The organism is Streptomyces sp. NBC_00859 (genome assembly GCF_045161865.1).
Lineage (GTDB): Bacteria > Actinomycetota > Actinomycetes > Streptomycetales > Streptomycetaceae > Streptomyces.
Genome location: NZ_CP108826.1, coordinates 5,343,430 through 5,362,835, shown reverse-complemented (window position 1 = coordinate 5,362,835; position 19,406 = coordinate 5,343,430). Strand labels below are relative to the sequence as shown.

Sequence of the window (19,406 nt, the reverse complement as noted above, 5' to 3'; positions counted from 1 at the left end):
GCCGCACGGAGCGGTCGCCGGGAGCGGCGGTCCGGAAGGGCGGCGGGCCGAGCGGTTCGGGTCAGCCCCGCCGGACCGCCGCCGGGTCGAGCAGGAACGCCGGCGCGCCCGCGCTGAGCGGAGCGGTCGCCCGGCACCAGCCGAGCACCCGGTCCGCCGACATCCCGGGTACGAGGGCGGCCAGCGCCGCGATCCGGCACCTCAGTCCGCGCTCGTCCGTGACGCCGTCGATCGCCCAGTCCACCACGTCGAAGTCCGGGTCGCCGAGGGCAGGCCGGGGGTCGATGGCGATGAGCCGGCCCGCCGGGCCGACGAGCACGTTTCCCGGGTGCAGATCGCCGTGCACGAGACCGTCGGCCGGACCGGTCCCGGCGAGGGCGAGCGCAGCCGCCCTCCCGCGTGCCACCGGCTCCGGGCCGTGGGTACCGCGTCGAGCGGCCATGTCGTAGAGGAAGTTGATCCGTTCGCCGAGCGGCGGGAGCCGGGGCGTACGGGTTCGGGACGCGGTGCGCAGGTCCACCAGGAGCCGGGCCACATCCTCGGTCCGCCGGACGTGCTCCCGGATCTGCGTACCCGGCTCCACCCCGGCGAGCAGCAGCGCGCCGACGCCGAGGTCGCTGTCGAGCAGCCGGACGACGGACGGTGCGCCTGACCAGACGGTCAGCGCCTCGGCCTCCTGGCCGGCGACGACCGGATCGGGCGTGAGCTTCAGCCACACCGTGGCGCTGTCCCCGTCGCGGTGGCGCGAGCAGCGGTACACGCGTGAGGTGCCGCCGCCGCCCGCCTCGCCGACGTCGAGACCCCATCGCCGGGCGAGGCCGTCCACGAGCGCGGGGAGTGCGTCGTACCAGGGTCCGGCCATGGGGCCGAAGCGCGCGATCAGACGGGCCCGGTTGCCCGACCTCCGTCCTGCTTCCGCTGTGGCCATCCCGCTCTCCCCCGTCGCCTGCCGTCCGCCGTCCCGACGCGCGGGTGCCGCACCAAATTACCCCCGATCACCGGCTGCCCGCCCCTGGATATCCGCCGTCTAAGCTCTCCTGGTCACAAGCGAATTCAAAAGGGGTGGGGACATGAACACGAGCACGAAGGCAGGCAGAGTCGCGCTGTGCGCGGCGGCGGTCATAGCGGTCGCGGGGGTGACCGGCTGTTCCGCGGGGGAGACGAAGAAGGCGGCCCACCAGGCGGTGAAGGCCGCGGCGCAGCCGCTGGCCGCCCTCCAGCGGGCGACCGCCAGCACAAAGAAGTACGGCTCGGCCGATGTGACCATGGCCACATCGGTGTCCGGCGGCACACCGACCACGATGTCGGGGACGTACTCCTGGGGTACCGGTCTCTCCTTCGACGTGCAGATGGACGCGAAGGCGGTCGGCATGACCCAGCTGGCCCCGGGCAAGAACGTGAACATGCTGCTGGTGCACGGCGCTTACTACTACAACGTCGTTCCGCAGCCGAGCGGACCGCTGAAGGGCAAGCACTGGATGAAGGTCGACTCGTCGGCTGTCCTCGGGGAGCAGGGCTCGTCCGCGCTGAACAACACCAACGCCGACCCGACGCAGGGGCTGCAGTCCCTGAAGTACGCCAGGAACGCCAAGGAGATCGGCAAGGAGACCGTCCTCGGCAGGGAGGCGACCCACTACCACGCCAGCGTCTCGAAGAAGGATCTCGTAGCAGCCGGAGCCGACCTGGGGTCCAAGGACACGAAGGAGCTGCTCCAGCAGTTCCTCGGCGGCGTGGACTCGATCGGCTTCGACGTCTGGGTCGACTCCCATGACATGCCCGTCCGGATGAAGGAGAACATCGGCACCGTGAACGTGTCGATCGACTTCAACAAGTTCGGGCCCGCGAAGACCGCGCAGACCCCGCCGGCCGCGGACACCGCGGATCTGACCGACGCGATCAAGAAGCAGCAGTCGGGCGGGCCTGCTCAGTCGGGGCAGCCGGCGAGCTGATCCGCTGAGCGGGGATCGCCCCCGCCCCGCCCGCCTTTCCGGACGGGCGGGGCGGGGGCTCAACGCCGCTGTGGAATCAGCTCAGGGGGTTCACCCCTCGGTACGTGCCCTGCGCCGCCGCACCATGAGGACAGTGCCCGCGGCCACCAGTGCCGCCGCGGCGATACCGGCCGGCAGCGCGGCCGGCGAAGAGGTGTCCGCCGCGAGTTTCCGGGACGCCAGCTCGGAACGGACCGCCGTTCGGGCCGCGTTGGTGACCGCCGCGCCGTGCGGGCGCGACGCCTGCGCCGGGATGCGACGTACGGACTGCACCGATCCGTCCGTGTTGAGCAGCACCTGCTTGTCGTTCGGGTGCCTGAAGTCGAAGGCCGACGTCAGCGATCCGGCGCGGGCGTCGAACGAGGCGTCGCCGATCCGGCCCGTGTGCCAGTTGTCCTCGATGAACCGGGTGACCGAGGCCTGCTCGGTACGGGTGTGGTCGACCGAATTGACCTTGCTGTACGGGGAGATGACGAGCAGCGGCTGGCGGGTGCCGGGGCCGCAGCGGTCGGCGTAGCCACCGGCCGGGCGGGGCCCTGTCTGGCAGGCGGGGCTGTCGGTGGCCTTGCCGTTGGAGCCAGCCGTGGTGTCCTTCGAGCCGTTCTGCGGCGTGGCGTACGCGTGGTCGTACCAGCCGTCGGAGTCGTCATAGGCGACGACGACGGCCGTGTCCTTCCACTGCGGGGACTTCTGGAGCTTGTTGATCTGCCCGACGAGGAAGTGCTGTTCGTCGGTCGGGTCGGAGTATCCGGCGTGGCCGTCCTGGAACTCGGACGCCTTCAGGAAGCTCACCGCGGGCAGCCGGTCCGACTTCAGGGCGGTGTCGAAGTCCGTCAGGTCGTAGTTGTGGTTCGCCCGTCCGCTGTGGCCGATCTCGCTGACGCTCTTCGGGGCCAGGTGGTGCGGATTGGACGTCGACCTGTAGTACTGGAAGGGCTCGTGGTGGGCGCTGTAGTCGACGGAAGCGGCGCCGCCGGTGTTGGCGTGGGCGGTCCCGGCACATTTCGCGTAGTCGCTCTGCTTGCCGCTCCACGCGGCGCTGGGCCGGAAGCCGCCCTGGAACCAGCCCCAGCTGACGTTCTTCTTGTTCAGCAGGTCACCGATGTTGCTGCCGTGCATCACGGCGAGCGCGTTCTTGCTGGTGTGGTCGGCGTCCGAGCAGTCGTCGTACGCCGGGTCCGGGTCGTTGGTGACCGTGCCGACACCCTTGGAGTCCGGTGAAACGACCGTGTACGCGTCGGGCTTCGCCGTCTGCTTCGGGTGCTCGGTACCCGAAGCCGGGTCGACGGAGGTCACACCGTGCGTCTGGCCGGAGATCAGATTGAGCGCGCCGGGCGTCGAAGGGCCGTAGTTGGAGCTGTACGCGTTGTCGCCCAGCGAGTAGTGCTGGGCGTAGTTCCACAGCCCGGTGACCGTGTTGCCGTCGTAGTAGTCCATGACCAGGCCGGGTTCGCCGAAGAGGCTGCCCGAGCACTTGCCGGAGTCGGTGTTCTGGACGTACTGGTCGGCCTTGCCCCCGTTGGCCGCGTACTGCTCGGGCCCGTAGTTGTGGTTCTGGTCGCAGGTCAGCGCCTGCGACGAGGAGAGCCGCCGGGGCGTGTACTGGTTCGGGTTCTTCGTCAGCAGCCCCGCGTTGCTCAGGGTGTTGATGTTCTTCGGGGTGTTCCGGGCCGCCGTGAACTTCGTACCGTCGGTGTTGGCCGCCTTGGGGTACGTACCGAAGTAGTGGTCGAAGGAGACGTTCTCCTGGAAGATCACCACCAGGTGCTTGACCGGCGTCGCGGTCGCGTGGCCGCCGCCTTGGGGCGCGTGGCCGGGTCCGTGCGCGAACGCGGGAGCCGGGCCGCCGATGACGGCGAGCGCCGCGGCTCCGGCGAAGGCGCCCCACCGTATCGCCCGTCGTCCGGGCCCCGCCGTTCTCCCTGTGCTGACCATGCTCTCGGTGCCTCCGCTGTCGGCTGTCTGCCTGCTTGTCGTGTCGCTCAGGGCCCCTGAGGGGTCCTTACGCGGAGGATGGTGCGCGACCGCCGGGGCCGGGCAGCTGCGCGGCCGTGTCTGCGGGGTGAACAGCGGGTCAGGAAGTCCGGGGGAAGACTTGACCGTCGCTTTGTACGGACGGGAGCCGTACGAGTGCGAGCGGTACGGGCGGGAGCCGTACGGACGGCGGACGTGCGGGGCGGGACGCTTACGGGCCGTGCGGGGAACGGGGCGCGGGCGCCTGCCCGTCGTCAGGCGCGGTGCGGCCCGCCGGGTCAGGCGAGCAGCGCCCGGCCGAACCAGTCCGTACGGTTGCGTACGCCGGGCAGGGCGAAGAAGTACCCCCCGCCGAAGGGTGAGATGTAGTCAACCAGGGGCTCACCGGCCAGCCGCTTCTGCACCGTCTCGAACTGCCGGGCGAGATCCTGCTGGTAGCAGCAGAAGAGCAGCCCCATGTCGAGGTTGCCGTTGGAGTCCATACCCCGGTCGTAGTTGTACGCCCGGCGCAGCAGCCGCTGCCCATCGGTCTTCGGCGTCCGCGGGTTGGCCATCCGGATGTGGCTGTCCAGCGGGATGACATCGCCCTTCGGATCCTGGGCGTACCGCGGTGAGTCGGACTCGTGGTTGCCGTCGAGCGGGGCGCCGGTGTCGCGGGCGCGGCCGAACATCCGCTCCTGCTCGGTCAGCGAGACCCGGTCCCAGAACTCCACCAGCATCCGGATCAGCCGCACCACCTGGTAGGTGCCGCCTGCCGTCCAGTCGGGCTCGGCTCCTGCGCCCACCCAGATGAGCCGGTCCATCGCGGAGGTGTCCCGTACGTCGGGGTTGGCCGTGCCGTCCTTGAAGCCCAGGTGGTTGCGGGGTGTTCCGCTCGGCCGGGACGGGCTGGTGAAGCCGTCCGTCCGCCAGCGCACCTGCATGCCGCCCCGGGTGTGCCGGGCGATGTCCCGCAGCGCGTGGAGCACCACGTCGGGGCTGTCGGCGCTGAGCTGCACACTGAGGTCGCCGTGACACTGGGCCTGGTCCAGATCGTCGTCCGGGAAGGACGGCATCGTGGTGAGCCGCAGCGGCTTGCGGCTCCTGAGCCCGAATCGGCCGTCGAACAGGGAGGCACCGACACCGGCGGTGACGGTCAGCCCGCCCGCGGGGACCTGGGGCCCGAGCACCCCCGAGTCGCTGGGCGGAGCCGTGATGCCGAGCGGGGGCGGGGTGCCTCCCGCGGTCAGGAAGCGGGCCCTCGCGGTGAGGGTGCGCAGTAGCTCGGTGAGTTCCCTGCGGTCGTCGGCGGTGACGTCGAACGACACGAAGACGGTGGCCCGCTGGGGCGCTTCGAGGATTCCCGCCTGGTGCACGCCGTGGAACTCCGCACGCGCGCCGGCCGGAGCAGCGGCCGTACCGGTGGCTGCGGCGGGACGGTCCGCGCCGACCAGGGAGGCCCCCGCCGCCACGGATCCCATCCCGAGCGCCGCGCTCCGCAGGAACCCGCGCCTGCGCACGTCGTTCCCGCCGTTCCCGCCGTTCCCGCTCATGCCGTTTCTCCTGCCGTTCCCATGCCGTGCCGTGCCGTGCCGTGGATTCTCGTCCCGCAGGCTGCCGTTGGGGTACCGCCGACCCGCATGGTGTCCTCCCCCGGGGCCGGCCCGCAACCCGCCGGCCGTGCGGTTCTTCGTGCCTGGTCACGCCGTCCGGCGCACGTCGCAGATGACGGCGACCGAGGACAGCAGCTCGGTGGCCCGGCTGACGTCGGCGTCCAGCCGCTCATGGTCGGCGGTCCTCAGCCGGTCCACCGGGATCCACCGCCCGCCGTGGCCGAATCCGTCCAGTGTGTGCCGCGTGCGGTCGAGCCAGGATTCCAGGCGCGGCAGCTCCGGGTCGCGCGAAGCCAGCAACGGCCGCAGTACGGAGAGGAGTTTCCCGGTGCCGTCCAGGTTGGCGCGGGCCGTGGCGAGGCTGGTGCCGCTGCCGCGGTCGGTGCGTCCGGTCAGCTCGAACCGCACGGTGTTCTCCAGGACTTCGTGGGCTCGGAGCCCCAGGTCCGCCGGGTCCATCCGCTGCTGCGGCCAGCCGTCGCGGAGCGCGCGGACGGCGGCGTCGAGCCGGTCGGCGGGGCCACGCAGCGAGGCGGCGGACTCGCCGTGCCACAGCCCGTACTCGACGCGGTGGAAGCCCTGGAAGTCCGGGTCGTGCGGCCCGCCGGGCAGCCCCGCTCCGGTGCCGTTGATGGCGGTGTCGGCATCGCCGAAGGTTCCGTAGGCGGCGCCCATCCGCTCGTACACCAGGTGTGCGGGCAGCCACGCCGCACGGGCTGCCGTGAGGTCTCCGCTGTCGACGGCCTTTCTGAGCGCGCCGGTCCGCCGGGCGAGTTCGGCTGCCCTGGCGCCGATCCACTTCTGGTAGGCGAGGACCGGCGGGACCAGGTCGTGCCCGGTCACGGGTGTCACGCGCGGCCCGCTCCCCCTCGCGGTACCCGCGATGTGCACGGTCGGGCCCCGCACCGCGTCCGCGTCGTCGGGCAGGCAGGTGAAGGCGTACGCACCGCCGCCGAGCGCCACCCGCATCTCGCGGGTCGTCCCGGGGGCGAGCCCTTCGGTCTCCGCGTAGACAGCGCCGGTGCGCGGGTCGGTGAGGACGGCCTCGGCCGGGCCGGTGGAGGTGTTGGTCAGGTCGAAGACCTGGGTCCCGGGGCGCGGCCGGGTCCAGCCACGGCCGCAGGAGCCCGGGGATATCTCGACGGCGGTGTGGCGCAGCCCGTCGGACGCGCTCGCCGTGGGGTGTCCGGCAGCCGCGGATCCGTCGGCGGCCAGTGCGGCGCCGAGGGCGACCGCGACAGCGGTGGCGAGGACGGCCACCGATGCCCGGACACGCCGGCCGGCGGCGGGCGCCCGGCCTGTGCCGGTGGCGCGGCTGGACACAGCGGGCTCCGTTCGTACGGCGGCGGGGGCGGGTCGGACGCCGTTCATGCTAGGCATCCGGCCCGCCCCCGAACTGCCGTACGGAGCCGTCCCGGCGGGTGTTCCGCGAGAGTTCACTCCCGCGCCACCCGCCCGTCGGGGCCGCACGCGGGCCCCGCTGGTGGCGTCAGTGGTTGCGCGGGAAACCGAGGTCGACGCCGGCCGGGGCGTCCGACGGGTCGGGCCAGCGGGTGGTGACGACCTTGCCCCGGGTGTAGAAGTGCACGCCGTCGTTGCCGTAGATGTGGTGGTCGCCGAAGAGCGAGTCCTTCCAGCCGCCGAAGGAGTGGTAACCGACGGGGACCGGGATCGGGACGTTGACGCCGACCATGCCGGCCTCGACCTCCAGCTGGAAGCGGCGGGCGGCGCCGCCGTCCCTGGTGAAGATCGCGGTGCCGTTGCCGAACGGCGAGGCGTTCATCAGGGCCACACCCTCCTCGTACGTCTCGACACGCAGGACGCAGAGGACCGGGCCGAAGATCTCGTCGCGGTACGCGTCGGACTCCGTGGAGACGCGGTCGAGGAGCGAGAGGCCGATCCAGTGGCCGTCCTCGTGACCGTCGACCGTGAAACCGGTCCCGTCCAGGACGACTTCGGCGCCCTGGGCGGCCGCTCCCGTGACGTACGAGGCGACCTTGTCGCGGTGCGCCCTGGTGATCAGCGGGCCCATCTCGGACGACGGGTCGTTGCCGGGGCCGATCTTGATCTTCTCGGCGCGCTCGCGGATCTTCGCGACCAGTTCGTCGGCGATGGAGGCGACAGCGACGACGGCGGAGATCGCCATGCACCGCTCACCCGCTGAGCCGTAAGCGGCGGAGACGGCGGCGTCGGCCGCGGCGTCCAGGTCGGCGTCGGGCAGCACCAGCATGTGGTTCTTGGCGCCGCCGAGTGCCTGGACGCGCTTGCCCTGTGCGGTGGCGGTGGCGTGGATGTGGCGGGCGATCGGGGTGGAGCCGACGAAGGAGACAGCGGCGACGTCCGGGTGGCTCAGCAGGCCCTCCACGGCGACCCGGTCCCCGTGCAGCACGTTCAGCACACCGTCCGGCAGCCCGGCCTCGGTGGCCAGCTCGGCCAGCAGGTTCGCGGCCGACGGGTCCTTCTCGCTGGGCTTCAGTACGAAGGTGTTGCCGCAGGCGATGGCCAGCGGGAACATCCACATCGGCACCATGGCCGGGAAGTTGAAGGGCGTGATGCCCGCGACGACACCGATCGACTGCCGGATCGACGACACGTCGACGCGGCTGGAGACCTGGGTGGACAGCTCGCCCTTGAGCTGGGTGGTGATCCCGCAGGCCAGCTCCACGATCTCCAGACCGCGGGCGACCTCGCCGAGCGCGTCCGAGTGGACCTTGCCGTGCTCGGCGGTGATGAGCGCCGCGATGTCGTCACGGTGAGCGTCGAGGAGCGCCCGGTAGCGGAAGAGGACCGTGGTGCGGGCGGAGAGCGAGGACGTCCCCCACGTCGCGTACGCGGCCTTCGCCGAGGCGACCGCGGCGTCCACCTCGGCGGCGGAGGCCAGCGCGACCTGCGTGGTGACGGCGCCGGTCGCCGGATCCGTGACCGGGCCCCAGTTGCCCGACGTGCCGTCGACGGCCCTGCCACCGATCCAGTGGTTGACGGTCTTCATGGTGAACGCTCCTAAAGCCTTAGAGATAACGGCGTCGGGCTGCGACCTGCCGGTCGTACTCCTCCCGGGCCCCGACCGCCGAGGGGCGGGTGGCGGTCTCGGCCACAGGAACATCCCACCACGCCTGCGGCGAAGGCGGCCCCGACACTGTGTCTGCCGTTTCGGTCTCCACGTAGACACATGTGGGACGGTCCGACGCACGCGCCGTGGCCAGAGCTTCACGCAGGTCACGGAGGGTCTTGGCGCGCAGCACGGCCATCCCGAGGCCGGCCGCGGTGGCCGCCAGATCGACGGGCAGCGGGTCGCCGGTGTACGTGCCGTCCGGGGCCCTGAAGCGGTAGGCCGTGCCGAAGCGTTCACCGCCCACGGACGCCGAGAGGCCGCCGATCGAGGCGTACCCGTGGTTCTGCAGGACGACGACGTTGACCGGGAGCCCCTCCTGGACCGCGGTGACGATCTCGGTGGGATTCATCAGATACGTACCGTCCCCGACCAGCGCCCACACGGGCCGTCCGGGGGCCGCCAGCTGGACCCCGATCGCGGCGGGAATCTCGTATCCCATGCAGGAGTAGCCGTACTCGACGTGGTACTGGTCGGTGGACCGGGTCCGCCACAGCTGGTGCAGGTCGCCCGGGAGCGAGCCCGCCGCGTTGATGACGATGTCGTCGCCGGTCACCAGGGCGTCGAGCGCCCCCAGTACCTGGGTCTGGGTGGGCGCGGCGTCCTCGCTGCCCGCGTAGGCGGCGGTGACGCGCACCTCCCACTCCGCCTTCGCCGCTCGGTACGCACCCTCGTAGGCGGCGGAGACCCGGTGGCCGGTGAGCGCACCGCCGAGCAGTTCCAGGGTGGCGCGGGCATCGGCGGTCAGCGGGAGCGCGGACAGCTTGTGCGCGTCGGATCCGGCGATGTTGATGTTGACGAAACGTACGTCCGGGTGCTGGAAGAGCGTCCCCGAAGCGGTGGTGAAGTCGGTGTAGCGGGTGCCGACGCCGATCACCAGGTCGGCGGCGCGGGCCAGCCCGTCGGCCGTGGCGGTGCCGGTGTGGCCGATGCCTCCGACGTCCGCGGGGTGGTCGTACGGCAGCGCGCCCTTCCCCGCCTGGGTGGAGGCCACCGGGATGCCGGTCGCGTCCGCGAGGGCGCGCAGGGCGTCCTGGGCACCGCTGTGCCGGACTCCGCCGCCCGCGACGATCAGCGGCCGACGCGCGGCGCGGACCGCGGCTGCCGCGTCCGCGAGCCCGGTCTCGTCCGGGCGCCGCACCGGTACCCGCCAGACCCGTTCGGCGAAGAACTCCTCCGGCCAGTCGTACGCCTCGGCCTGCACGTCCTGCGGCAGCGCGAGCGTCACCGCACCCGTCAGCTCCGGGTCGGCGAGGACCCGCATCGCGGCGAGCGCGGCCGGGATCAGCGCTTCGGGCCGGGTGATCCGGTCGAAGTACTTCGACACGGGCCGCAGACAGTCGTTGACCGAAATGTCGCCCGCGTAGGGGACTTCGAGCTGCTGGAGCACCGGATCGGCCGGGCGCGCCGCGAAGGTGTCGCCCGGGAGCAGCAGCACCGGAAGGTGGTTGACGGTGGCGAGGGCGGCGCCGGTGACCAGGTTGGTGGCCCCCGGGCCGATGGAGGTGGTGACGGCGTGCGCGGAGAGCCTGCCGGACTGCCTGGCGTAGCCGACGGCCGCGTGCACCATCGCCTGCTCGTTGCGGCCCTGGTGGTAGGGCATCGCCTCCTGGCCGGACTCGACGAGTGCCTGGCCGATGCCCGCGACATTGCCATGGCCGAAGATGCCCCAGGTGGCGGCGATCAGCCGCTGTCTGCGGCCGTCGCGCTCGGTGTACTGGCGGGCCAGGAAGGCCACCAGCGCCTGGGCGGTGGTCAGGCGGCGGGTGCCCGGCCGGCGGTCATCCTGCTGACGGGTGGTCATCGCCGGTCCTCCTGTGTTCCGTTGCCGTACAGCGGGAGCCTCGGGTCGGTCGGCTGGTCGTCCCAGGTCTGCCGGATCCAGCCGTGGTCGGGGTGGTCCCGGATCAGCCACTCGCGTTCCGCGCCGGGGCCCGCCATCACATTGAGGTAGTACATGTGGTGTCCCGGCGTCGCCATCGAAGGACCGTGCCAGCCGTCCGGGATCAGCACGGTGTCCCCGGTGCGGACTTCGGCCAGCAGGTCGGTGCCGCCCGGCCTGGACGGGGAGACGCGGTGGTAGCCGGGGCCGCCGTCCGCGATCTCGAAGTAGTAGATCTCCTCCAGGACCGATTCCTCGCCGGGGTGGTACTCGTCGTGCTTGTGCGGCGGGAAGGACGACCAGTTGCCGCCGGGTGTGAGCACCTCGACGGCGATGAGCCGGTCGCACTCGAAGGTGTCGGCGGCGGCGAAGTTGTTGACCTGGCGCGAGCAGCTGCCGCTGCCGCGCAGTTCGACGGGTACCTCCGGCGCGGGGCCGTAGCGGGCGGGGAGACGTCGCTCGCACTTCGCTCCTGCCAGGGCGAAGCGGCCTCCCGCGCCGGAGGAGATCTGCACCCGGGCGTCGCGCGGCAGATAGGCGAAGTCGGTGACTCCGGCGAACACCCCGCTCCTGCCCCGCAGTTCGATACTCATTCCGTCCACAACGACGGTACAACCACCGGCGAGCGGCAGCACGATCCATTCGCTGTCCGCCGTGGAAAGACCCTGTGAACCCCCGGGGGCGAGTTCCAGGACGCGGAGCGCCGAGCGGTCCCAGCCGGCCCGCTCAGGGCCGATGTCCAGGGCGTACGGGGCTCGGGCGGCGCTGCCCGCCCGCACCACCGGGGAATCGCCGTAAGGGCGGCTGCCGTTCATACGTCCCTCCCGGGCGGCTGGAGCAGACCCACCGCGATGTCCACGGCGCCCGCCACGTCCCCGTCCGCGGGGTACAGCAGCGAGCGCCCGGCCACCAGGCCCTGCACGGTGGGGAGACGTAGCGCTGTGCGCCATTTCTCGTAGGTCGCATCCTGGTCACCGCCCGGTTCGCCGCCGAGCAGTACGGCGGGGAGGGTGGTGGTCTCCATCACCCTCGCCATGTCGTCGGGGTCTGCGGTGACGGGCACTTTGAGCCAGGTGTACGCGGAGGTGCCGGCCAGCCCGGACGCGATGGCGAGGGAGCGGGTGACCGCGTCGGCGGTGAGGTCGTTGTGCAGCCGTCCGTCCACCCGGCGGCAGATGAACGGCTCGACGAAGACGGGGAGTCCGCGGGCGGCCATCTCGTCGATGGCGCGGGCGGTGGCGTGCAGCGTGGCCGGCGAACCGGAGTCCTCGTAGTCGATACGGAGCAGCAGCTTGCCCGCGTCGAAGCCGAGGCGGGCCAGGTCCTGGGCGCGGTGGCCGGTGAAGCGGTCGTCCAGCTCGAAGGCGGCCCCGGCGAGGCCGCCGCGGTTCATCGAGCCCATCACCACCCGGCCCTCCAGGGCGCCCAGGAGCAGCAGGTCCTCCAGGATGTCGGCGGTGGCGAGGACACCGTCGACGCCCGGCCGGGAGAGGGCCAGGCAGAGCCGCTCCAGCAGATCGCGCCGGTTGGCCATGGCGAAGTCCCGCCCGCCGACAGCGAGCGATCCGCGGGCCGGGTGGTCGGCTGCCACGATCATCAGCCGTCCGCCGTCGCCGAGCAGCGGTCTGCGGACACGGCGGGCCGCGGCCTCGGCGATGGCTTCCGGGTGACGGGTCCTGGTGGCCACCAGCCCGTCGACGGAGACCGTCCGGCCGCCCGTCACGGACGCACCTCCTGGAGCGCCGCTTCGACCTCTGCGGCGTACGGCATCGCGGACGAACAGGCCAGCCGGGAGGCGACGATGGCGCCCGCCGCGTTGGCGTACCGCATGGTGCGCTCCAGCTCCCACCCGGCGAGCAGGCCGTGGCAGAGCGCCCCGCCGAACGCGTCGCCCGCGCCGAGGCCGTTGACGACATCGACGGGCACGGGCGGCACCTCGGCGGTCCGGCCGTCGCGGTGGACGGCGAGGACTCCCCCGGGGCCCTGCTTGACGACGGCCAGCTCCAGTCCGTGCGCGAGCAGCGCGTCGGCAGCCGCACCCGGTTCGCGCTCACCGGTGGCGATCTCGACCTCGTCGACGTTGCCGACTGCCACGGTGGCGTGGCGCAGCGCGTCGGCGTAGTGCGGCTTCGGGTCGTCGGTCCAGAACATCGGGCGCCAGTCCAGGTCGAAGACGGTGGCGCGGGGCTCAGGTCGGCCGGCGTCGGGCGACGCCTGGGCCTCGGCGGTACCGCTCCGGGCGGCGAGCGCGGCCAGGGTCGCCGTGCGGCTGGGCTCGGCGCACAGGCCCGTCCCGGTCATCCAGAAGACCCGCGCGGCCCGGATCGCGCCGAGATCCAGCTCGTCCCCGCGGATCTCCAGATCGGGTGCCTTCGGCTGCCGGTAGAAGTACAGCGGGAAGTCGTCCGGCGGGAACACCTCACAGAAGGTCACGGGGGTGGGCAGGCCGGATACGGGGGTCACCCAGCGGTCGTCGACGCCGAAGGCCCTCAGCTCCTGGTGCAGATACTCGCCGAACGGGTCGGCGCCCGTCCGCGTGACGACCGCGGAGCGTCGCCCGAGCCGCGCCGCCGCGACCGCGACGTTCGTCGCCGAGCCGCCCAGGAACTTGCCGAACGTGTCGACCTGCGCCAGCGGTACACCGGCCTGCAGCGGGTAGAGATCCACCCCGATCCGGCCCATCGTGATCAGGTCGTACACCCTTGCACGTCCCCTCGGTCGGCGGCCGGCCCGCCTCACGGGCCCCGGATGACAGGCCCACAGGTCTAACTCCCCGCTCGGACACATGTCAACACATTGTCCTGACATTCGGACGAATGCTTGACAGCCTTCCGGGGCGCGCGGAAGCCTTGGCGCATGACGCAGATCCGGATTGGCTCCGCACCCGACTCCTGGGGGGTGTGGTTCCCCGAGGACCCGCTCCAAGTCCCCTGGACCCGCTTCCTGGACGAGGTCGCCGCGTCCGGCTACGAGTGGATCGAGCTGGGCCCGTACGGCTATCTGCCCACGGACCCGGCCCGCCTCGCCGAAGAGACCGCCGGGCGGGGGCTCCGCGTATCGGCGGGGACGGTCTTCACCGGGCTGCACCACGGGCCCGGCGTCTGGGACGCGACCTGGGCGCACGTCGCCGATGTCGCGGCGCTTGCGCAGGCGGCCGGAGCCCGCCACCTCGTGGTCATCCCGTCCTTCTGGCGTGACGACAAGACGGGCGAGGTCAGGGAACCCGACACCCTCGACGCCGGCCAGTGGCAGCAGCTCACCCGGCTGACCGAGCGTCTGGGCCACGAGGTGCGGGAGCGGTTCGGACTGCGGATCGTGGTGCACCCGCACGCGGACACCCACATCGACACCGAGGAGAACGTCACCCGCTTCCTGGACGCCACCGACCCGGACCTGGTCTCGCTCTGCCTGGACACCGGGCACTACGCGTACTGCGGCGGCGACAGCGTGCGGCTCATCGAGACCTACGGCGAGCGGATCGGCTATCTGCATCTGAAGCAGGTCGACCCGGAGGTGCTGGCGCAGGTGCGCGCGGAGCAGCTGCCGTTCGGCCCCGCCGTGGCGCGCGGTGTGATGTGCGAGCCGCCGGACGGCGTCCCGGCGCTGGGCCCGGTGCTCGACGCGGCGCGGAGGCTGGAGAGCGACCTGTTCGCGATCGTCGAGCAGGACATGTATCCGTGCCCGCCCGACAGGCCGCTGCCCATCGCCCGGCGCACCCGTGCGTTCCTCCGCTCCTGCGGAGCGTGAGGCAGCGGGTTCTCACGCTCGGTGCACCTATGCCCTCATGTGCCGCTTACGTCACAGCAGTTACCTTCCCGTCACACATGTCCGCGTTACGCGGCCTTTCGGTCACAGGAGATCAACAGCACCTGCTCCGCCCTCTTCGGACGCCGTTGTCCGGGGAGAGGGTGAATTGATCACCAATGCGCAGCGCGCGACTCCCCCGACGGCCGCCAGGCCGGCGTCGCACGGCAGGCAGGGAAGTGCTGGACATGACCGACCACAGGCTCTGGTCCTACAAAGAGATCGCCGCCCACATCCGGGTACAGCCGGACACCGTGCGCTCGTACCGCAAGCACGGACTGCTGCCTCCACCCGATCAGGTGGAGAACGGAAAGCCGTACTGGTACGCGGAGACCATCCGGGTCTGGGTGTCGCGCAGGCCCAGCAACAGAGGCCGTTAGGGGCCCTCTTCCGGGCCGGGCCTGCGAGACCGGCCCCCCGGGGCCGGGTGACGCGCGGCACCCGGCCCGGCGGTTTCCAGGCACCCTGGGCGCACCATGGGTGAACGCGCACATTCGCACAGAGGAGAGCAGCATGACCGCCGAGACCGAGGCCACCCAGTCCGACACCCCGTCCGTTTCGACCGACGGGGCCGCCCCCACGTCCGGCTGCTGCGGAGGCGCCTGCTGCGGAGGCGGAGGCGGCTCCGCAGCCGACGTGGAGGTGGGCTCGGTCACCGCGGTCTACCGGGTGACCGGGATGACCTGCGAGCACTGCGAAGGCTCCATCTCGCTGGAGCTCGCCGAGCTTCCCGGCGTCACCGTCGTCACAGCCGACGCCGCCACCGGCAGCGTGACGGTGGTCTCCCGGGCCCCACTGGACGAGCAGACCGTACGTTCCGTGCTCAACGATGCGGGCTACGGACTCGTGGACCAGGCCTGACCCCACACCCGTTCACAGAATCTCCCGATTCCCACCCCCCGGCACCCCCCTCGGATCAGCCATCTCTTCGCTGCCCGTAGTGACAAACAGCCCGAGATTGCGTACCTTCACAGGACGTTCACAACGAGATTCAGATCACATGTTTTGGGGGGTAACCATTCGGGTGCCCCGAGTGTCTAAGTGAACGATGCCAAGGACGTCTTGGGGGACGTCCGGCGGAACGTCTTGGGGGATGTTCCGGGCAAGCGTTGGCCGGGGCACGTGCCACGGGGAGCTTGAGCGGCCCACCCGTCGTGTACGTACCCCGGCAGACGGCACAGCAGCAGTACGCGCAATGGTGTCCGCGCCCAACAGACGCCCGGTCCGGATCCCGTGGGGGGAATCCGCCCGGGGAAACGGGAAGCGCCCCGTATCGTCGACCCGTGGGGGGATCGACGGCGGGGCGCTTTTCGATTGCTGCGCGGTGTCAGCGGCCTTCGACCGGCGTGAAGTCGCGCAGGACCTCACCGGTGTAGATCTGGCGCGGGCGGCCGATACGGCTGCCGGGCTCCTTGATCATCTCGTGCCACTGCGCGATCCAGCCGGGCAGCCGGCCGATCGCGAACAGCACGGTGAACATCTCGGTCGGGAAGCCCATGGCGCGGTAGATCAGACCTGTGTAGAAGTCCACGTTCGGGTAGAGCTTCCGCTCGACGAAGTAGTCGTCGGCCAGCGCGTGCTCCTCCAGCTTCAGGGCGATGTCGAGCAGCTCGTCATCCTTGCCGAGAGCCGAGAGGACGTCGTGCGCCGCCGCCTTGATGATCTTCGCCCGGGGGTCGAAGTTCTTGTAGACGCGGTGCCCGAAGCCCATGAGCTTCACGCCGTCTTCCTTGTTCTTCACCTTGCGGATGAAGGTGTCGACGTCGCCGCCGGACTGCTTGATGCCTTCGAGCATCTCCAGCACCGACTGGTTGGCGCCACCGTGCAGCGGGCCCCACAGGGCACTGATGCCGGCGGAGATCGAGGCGAACATGTTCGCCTGCGAGGAGCCGACCAGGCGCACGGTGGAGGTCGAACAGTTCTGCTCGTGGTCCGCGTGCAGGATGAACAGCTTGTCCAGCGCGGAGACGACGACCGGGTCCGGCACGTACTCCTGCGAGGGGACCGAGAAGGTCATCCGCAGGAAGTTCTCCACGTACCCGAGGTCGTTGCGCGGGTAGACGAACGGGTGCCCGATCGACTTCTTGTACGCGTACGCCGCGATGGTCGGGAGCTTGGCGAGGAGGCGGATCGTCGAAAGGTGCCGCTGCTCCTCGTCGAAGGGGTTGTGGCTGTCCTGGTAGAACGTGGACAGCGCGCTCACCACCGAGGACAGCATCGCCATCGGGTGCGCGTCACGCGGGAAGCCGTCGAAGAACCGCTTGACGTCCTCGTGCAGCAGCGTGTGCTGGGTGATCTCGTTCTTGAAGGTCGACAGATCGTCGACCTGGGGGAGCTCACCGTTGATCAGCAGATAGGCCGTCTCCAGAAAGCTCGACTGCTCGGCCAGCTGCTCGATCGGGTAACCGCGATAGCGCAGGATTCCCTGCTCGCCGTCGAGGTAGGTGATCGCGGATTTATAGGCGGCGGTATTGCCGTACCCGCTGTCCAGTGTCACCAGCCCGGTCTGGGCTCGGAGCTTCCCGATGTCGAAGCCCTGGTCGCCGACGGTGCTGTCGATCACCGGGTAGGTGTGCTCGTCATCGCCGTACCGCAGTACTACAGCCTTGTTAGCGTTCTCGCTCACGTCATCCCTCACCGACGTAGTGCCTCTTCTTCGAGGTGCCCTGACTGTCTCTACCATCCCCCACTTGGCTCAGCAGAGTGCACTCGGGGTCGCCCGTTGGGCTATTTGGCGGCACTGAGTGCCGCCAACCTACTTATCCTGCCCTCTTCGCCCCGGTTCCGGAACCCCGGGGTGACGTTTCCCATGGTCTGCCGTCCGCACCGCCTCCTGCCAGTCTGTGGTCCAGCGCGGTAAAGCGCCTGCCCGCGGAGACCGTGCGGACCGCCTGCCCGATCGCCTTCCGGGAGCCGACCAGGACGACCAGTTTCTTGGCCCGCGTGACAGCCGTGTAGAGCAGATTGCGCTGGAGCATCATCCAGGCCCCCGTGGTGACCGGGATGACCACGGCGGGATACTCGCTGCCCTGCGAGCGGTGGATCGTCACCGCGTACGCGTGGGCCAGCTCGTCCAGCTCGTCGAATTCGTACTCCACCTCCTCGTCCTCATCGGTGAGCACCGTCAGCTTCTGGTCCTCCGGATTGAGTGAAGTGACCACGCCCACCGTGCCGTTGAAGACCCCGTTGGCGCCCTTGTCGTAGTTGTTGCGGATCTGGGTGACCTTGTCGCCGACGCGGAAGACCCGGCCGCCGAACCGCTTCTCGGGCAGACCGGGCCTGGCCGGGGTGATCGCCTGCTGGAGCAGCCCGTTGAGCGTGCCCGCGCCTGCCGGGCCGCGGTGCATGGGGGCCAGCACCTGGATGTCCCGGCGCGGGTTCAGGCCGAACTTCTGCGGGATGCGGCGGGCCGCGACATCGACCGTGAGCCGCCCGGCCTCCTCCGTCTCGTCCTCGACGAAGAGGAAGAAGTCCGGCAGGCCCTGAGTGATGGGGTGCACTCCGGAGTTGATCCGATGGGCGTTGGTGACAACCCCGGACTGCTGGGCCTGCCGGAAGATCCGGGTCAGCCGGACGTTCGGCGCGGGACTCGTGGCCGAGAGCAGGTCGCGCAGCACCTCGCCCGCCCCGACGGACGGCAGCTGGTCCACATCGCCGACGAGCAGCAGATGCGCCCCCGGCGCCACGGCCTTGACCAGTTTGTTGGCCAGGAGCAGATCCAGCATCGAGGCCTCGTCGACGACGACCAGGTCCGCGTCGAGCGGGCGGTCCCTGTCGTACGCGGCGTCGCCGCCCGGTTTCAGTTCGAGGAGACGGTGCACGGTGGACGCCTCGGCCCCCGTCAGCTCCGCGAGCCGCTTGGCCGCGCGGCCGGTGGGCGCCGCGAGCACCACCTTGGCCTGCTTGGCACGGGCCAGCTCGACGACGGAGCGGACCGTGAAGGACTTGCCGCAACCGGGGCCTCCGGTGAGGACCGCGACCTTCTCGGTGAGCGCGAGACGGACCGCGGCCTGCTGCTCCGGGGCCAGCTCGGCCCCGGTGCGCCCGGCCAGCCAGAGCAGGGCCTTCTCCCAGTCGACGTCCCGGAAGGCGGGCATCCGGTCCTGCTCGGTGCGCAGCAGCCTGACCACCTGGGACGCCAGCGAGATCTCGGCCCGGTGGAAGGGGACCAGGTAGACCGCGGTGACCTGCTCCTCGCCGCCTTCGGGCCCCGGCACCCGCTCCCGTACGACACCTTCCTCGGCCGCCAGCTCGGCCAGGCAGTCGATCACCAGGCCGGTGTCGACCTGGAGCAGCTTCACGGCGTCGGAGATCAGCTGTTCCTCGGGGAGGAAGCAGTGCCCCTGGTCGGTGGACTGGGAGAGCGCGTACTGGAGGCCGGCCTTCACCCGCTCCGGCGAGTCGTGCGGGATGCCGACCGCCTGGGCGATGCGGTCGGCGGTGAGGAACCCGATGCCCCAGACATCGGCGGCCAGCCGGTACGGCTCGTTCCGCACTACCGAGATCGAGGCGTCGCCGTACTTCTTGTAGATCCGGACGGCGATGGATGTGGAGACCCCGACACCCTGGAGGAAGATCATCACTTCCTTGATCGCCTTCTGCTCCTCCCAGGCCGCACCGATCATCTTCGTCCGCTTGGGGCCGAGCCCCGGCACCTCGATCAGGCGCTTGGGCTCCTGCTCGATGATGTCGAGGGTGTCCAGACCGAAGTGCGTGGTGATCCGGTCGGCCATCACCGGGCCGATGCCCTTGATCAGCCCGGAGCCGAGATAGCGCCTGATGCCCTGGATGGTGGCGGGCAGGACCGTCGTGTAGTTCTCCACGGTGAACTGCTTGCCGTACTGGGAGTGCGAGCCCCAGTGGCCCTCCATGCGCAGCGACTCGCCCGGCTGGGCGCCGAGCAGTGAGCCGACGACCGTCAGCAGATCGGAGCCCCGGCCGGTGTCGACACGGGCGACCGTGTAGCCGTTCTCCTCGTTGGCGTAGGTGATCCGCTCCAGGACCCCTTCCAGCACTGCCATGTTGGACATGGTGCGACGTTACCGCCGGGCACCGAC

15 protein-coding genes are annotated in these 19,406 nt (G+C 70.9%); 4 read left to right on the top strand and 11 right to left on the bottom strand.

Annotation, left to right across the window (positions count from 1 at the left end):
* Positions 1-61: 61 nt before the first annotated feature.
* A complete protein-coding gene (locus OG584_RS23480) occupies positions 62-928 on the bottom strand; it encodes an aminoglycoside phosphotransferase family protein (protein WP_405780692.1) in 867 nt (288 codons plus the stop codon).
* 142 nt (positions 929-1,070) lie between these two features.
* Here OG584_RS23480 and OG584_RS23475 point away from each other — a divergent pair, with 142 nt between their 5' ends.
* Positions 1,071-1,949, top strand: a complete 879-nt coding sequence (locus tag OG584_RS23475) for a hypothetical protein (RefSeq protein ID WP_405780690.1) — start codon at positions 1,071-1,073, stop codon at positions 1,947-1,949.
* Positions 1,950-2,039: 90 nt separating this feature from the next.
* On the opposite strand, the gene OG584_RS23470 is transcribed toward OG584_RS23475, so the two are convergent.
* From OG584_RS23470 to iolC, 8 genes are all read right to left on the bottom strand, one after another.
* Positions 2,040-3,923 (bottom strand): phospholipase C, encoded by a 1,884-nt coding sequence (locus tag OG584_RS23470; protein ID WP_405780689.1) that lies wholly within the window; start codon positions 3,921-3,923, stop codon positions 2,040-2,042.
* A 317-nt stretch (positions 3,924-4,240) separates the two neighbouring features.
* Positions 4,241-5,494: an iron uptake transporter deferrochelatase/peroxidase subunit gene (gene efeB / locus OG584_RS23465; RefSeq protein ID WP_405780688.1), complete on the bottom strand. Its 1,254-nt coding sequence runs from the start codon at positions 5,492-5,494 to the stop codon at positions 4,241-4,243.
* 147 nt (positions 5,495-5,641) lie between these two features.
* Positions 5,642-6,877, bottom strand: a complete 1,236-nt coding sequence (locus tag OG584_RS23460; RefSeq protein WP_405780687.1) for an EfeM/EfeO family lipoprotein — start codon at positions 6,875-6,877, stop codon at positions 5,642-5,644.
* 166 nt (positions 6,878-7,043) lie between these two features.
* Positions 7,044-8,543: a CoA-acylating methylmalonate-semialdehyde dehydrogenase gene (locus tag OG584_RS23455; RefSeq protein ID WP_405780686.1), complete on the bottom strand. Its 1,500-nt coding sequence runs from the start codon at positions 8,541-8,543 to the stop codon at positions 7,044-7,046.
* Between the two features lie 19 nt (positions 8,544-8,562).
* Entirely contained in the window at positions 8,563-10,467 is a 1,905-nt protein-coding gene (gene iolD, locus OG584_RS23450) for a 3D-(3,5/4)-trihydroxycyclohexane-1,2-dione acylhydrolase (decyclizing) (RefSeq protein WP_405780685.1), read from the bottom strand.
* Complete coding sequence (iolB, locus tag OG584_RS23445; protein WP_405780684.1) at positions 10,464-11,360, bottom strand: 5-deoxy-glucuronate isomerase; 897 nt, start codon at positions 11,358-11,360, stop codon at positions 10,464-10,466. The genes iolD and iolB overlap by 4 nt, the downstream gene beginning before the upstream one ends.
* Positions 11,357-12,268, bottom strand: a complete 912-nt coding sequence (locus OG584_RS23440; protein WP_405780682.1) for a deoxyribose-phosphate aldolase — start codon at positions 12,266-12,268, stop codon at positions 11,357-11,359. Before OG584_RS23440 ends, iolB begins: the two co-directional genes overlap by 4 nt.
* On the bottom strand, positions 12,265-13,227 hold the full coding sequence (gene iolC / locus OG584_RS23435) for a 5-dehydro-2-deoxygluconokinase (protein ID WP_405784241.1): 963 nt from the start codon (positions 13,225-13,227) through the stop codon (positions 12,265-12,267). The genes OG584_RS23440 and iolC overlap by 4 nt, the downstream gene beginning before the upstream one ends.
* Positions 13,228-13,401: 174 nt before the next feature.
* On the opposite strand from iolC, the gene OG584_RS23430 reads away from it, so the two are divergent.
* The 3 genes from OG584_RS23430 to OG584_RS23420 all read left to right on the top strand — a co-directional run bounded on the left by OG584_RS23430 (position 13,402) and on the right by OG584_RS23420 (position 15,210).
* Entirely contained in the window at positions 13,402-14,292 is an 891-nt protein-coding gene (locus tag OG584_RS23430) for a sugar phosphate isomerase/epimerase family protein (protein ID WP_405780681.1), read from the top strand.
* A gap of 245 nt (positions 14,293-14,537) precedes the next feature.
* On the top strand, positions 14,538-14,729 hold the full coding sequence (locus tag OG584_RS23425; RefSeq protein WP_405780680.1) for a helix-turn-helix transcriptional regulator: 192 nt from the start codon (positions 14,538-14,540) through the stop codon (positions 14,727-14,729).
* Between the two features lie 133 nt (positions 14,730-14,862).
* Positions 14,863-15,210: a heavy-metal-associated domain-containing protein gene (locus tag OG584_RS23420; RefSeq protein WP_405780679.1), complete on the top strand. Its 348-nt coding sequence runs from the start codon at positions 14,863-14,865 to the stop codon at positions 15,208-15,210.
* 466 nt (positions 15,211-15,676) lie between these two features.
* On the opposite strand, the gene OG584_RS23415 is transcribed toward OG584_RS23420, so the two are convergent.
* Complete coding sequence (locus tag OG584_RS23415; protein ID WP_405780678.1) at positions 15,677-16,975, bottom strand: citrate synthase; 1,299 nt, start codon at positions 16,973-16,975, stop codon at positions 15,677-15,679.
* A 133-nt stretch (positions 16,976-17,108) separates the two neighbouring features.
* Entirely contained in the window at positions 17,109-19,379 is a 2,271-nt protein-coding gene (locus OG584_RS23410) for an ATP-dependent RecD-like DNA helicase (RefSeq protein WP_405780677.1), read from the bottom strand.
* Between the last annotated feature and the right edge of the window lie 27 nt (positions 19,380-19,406).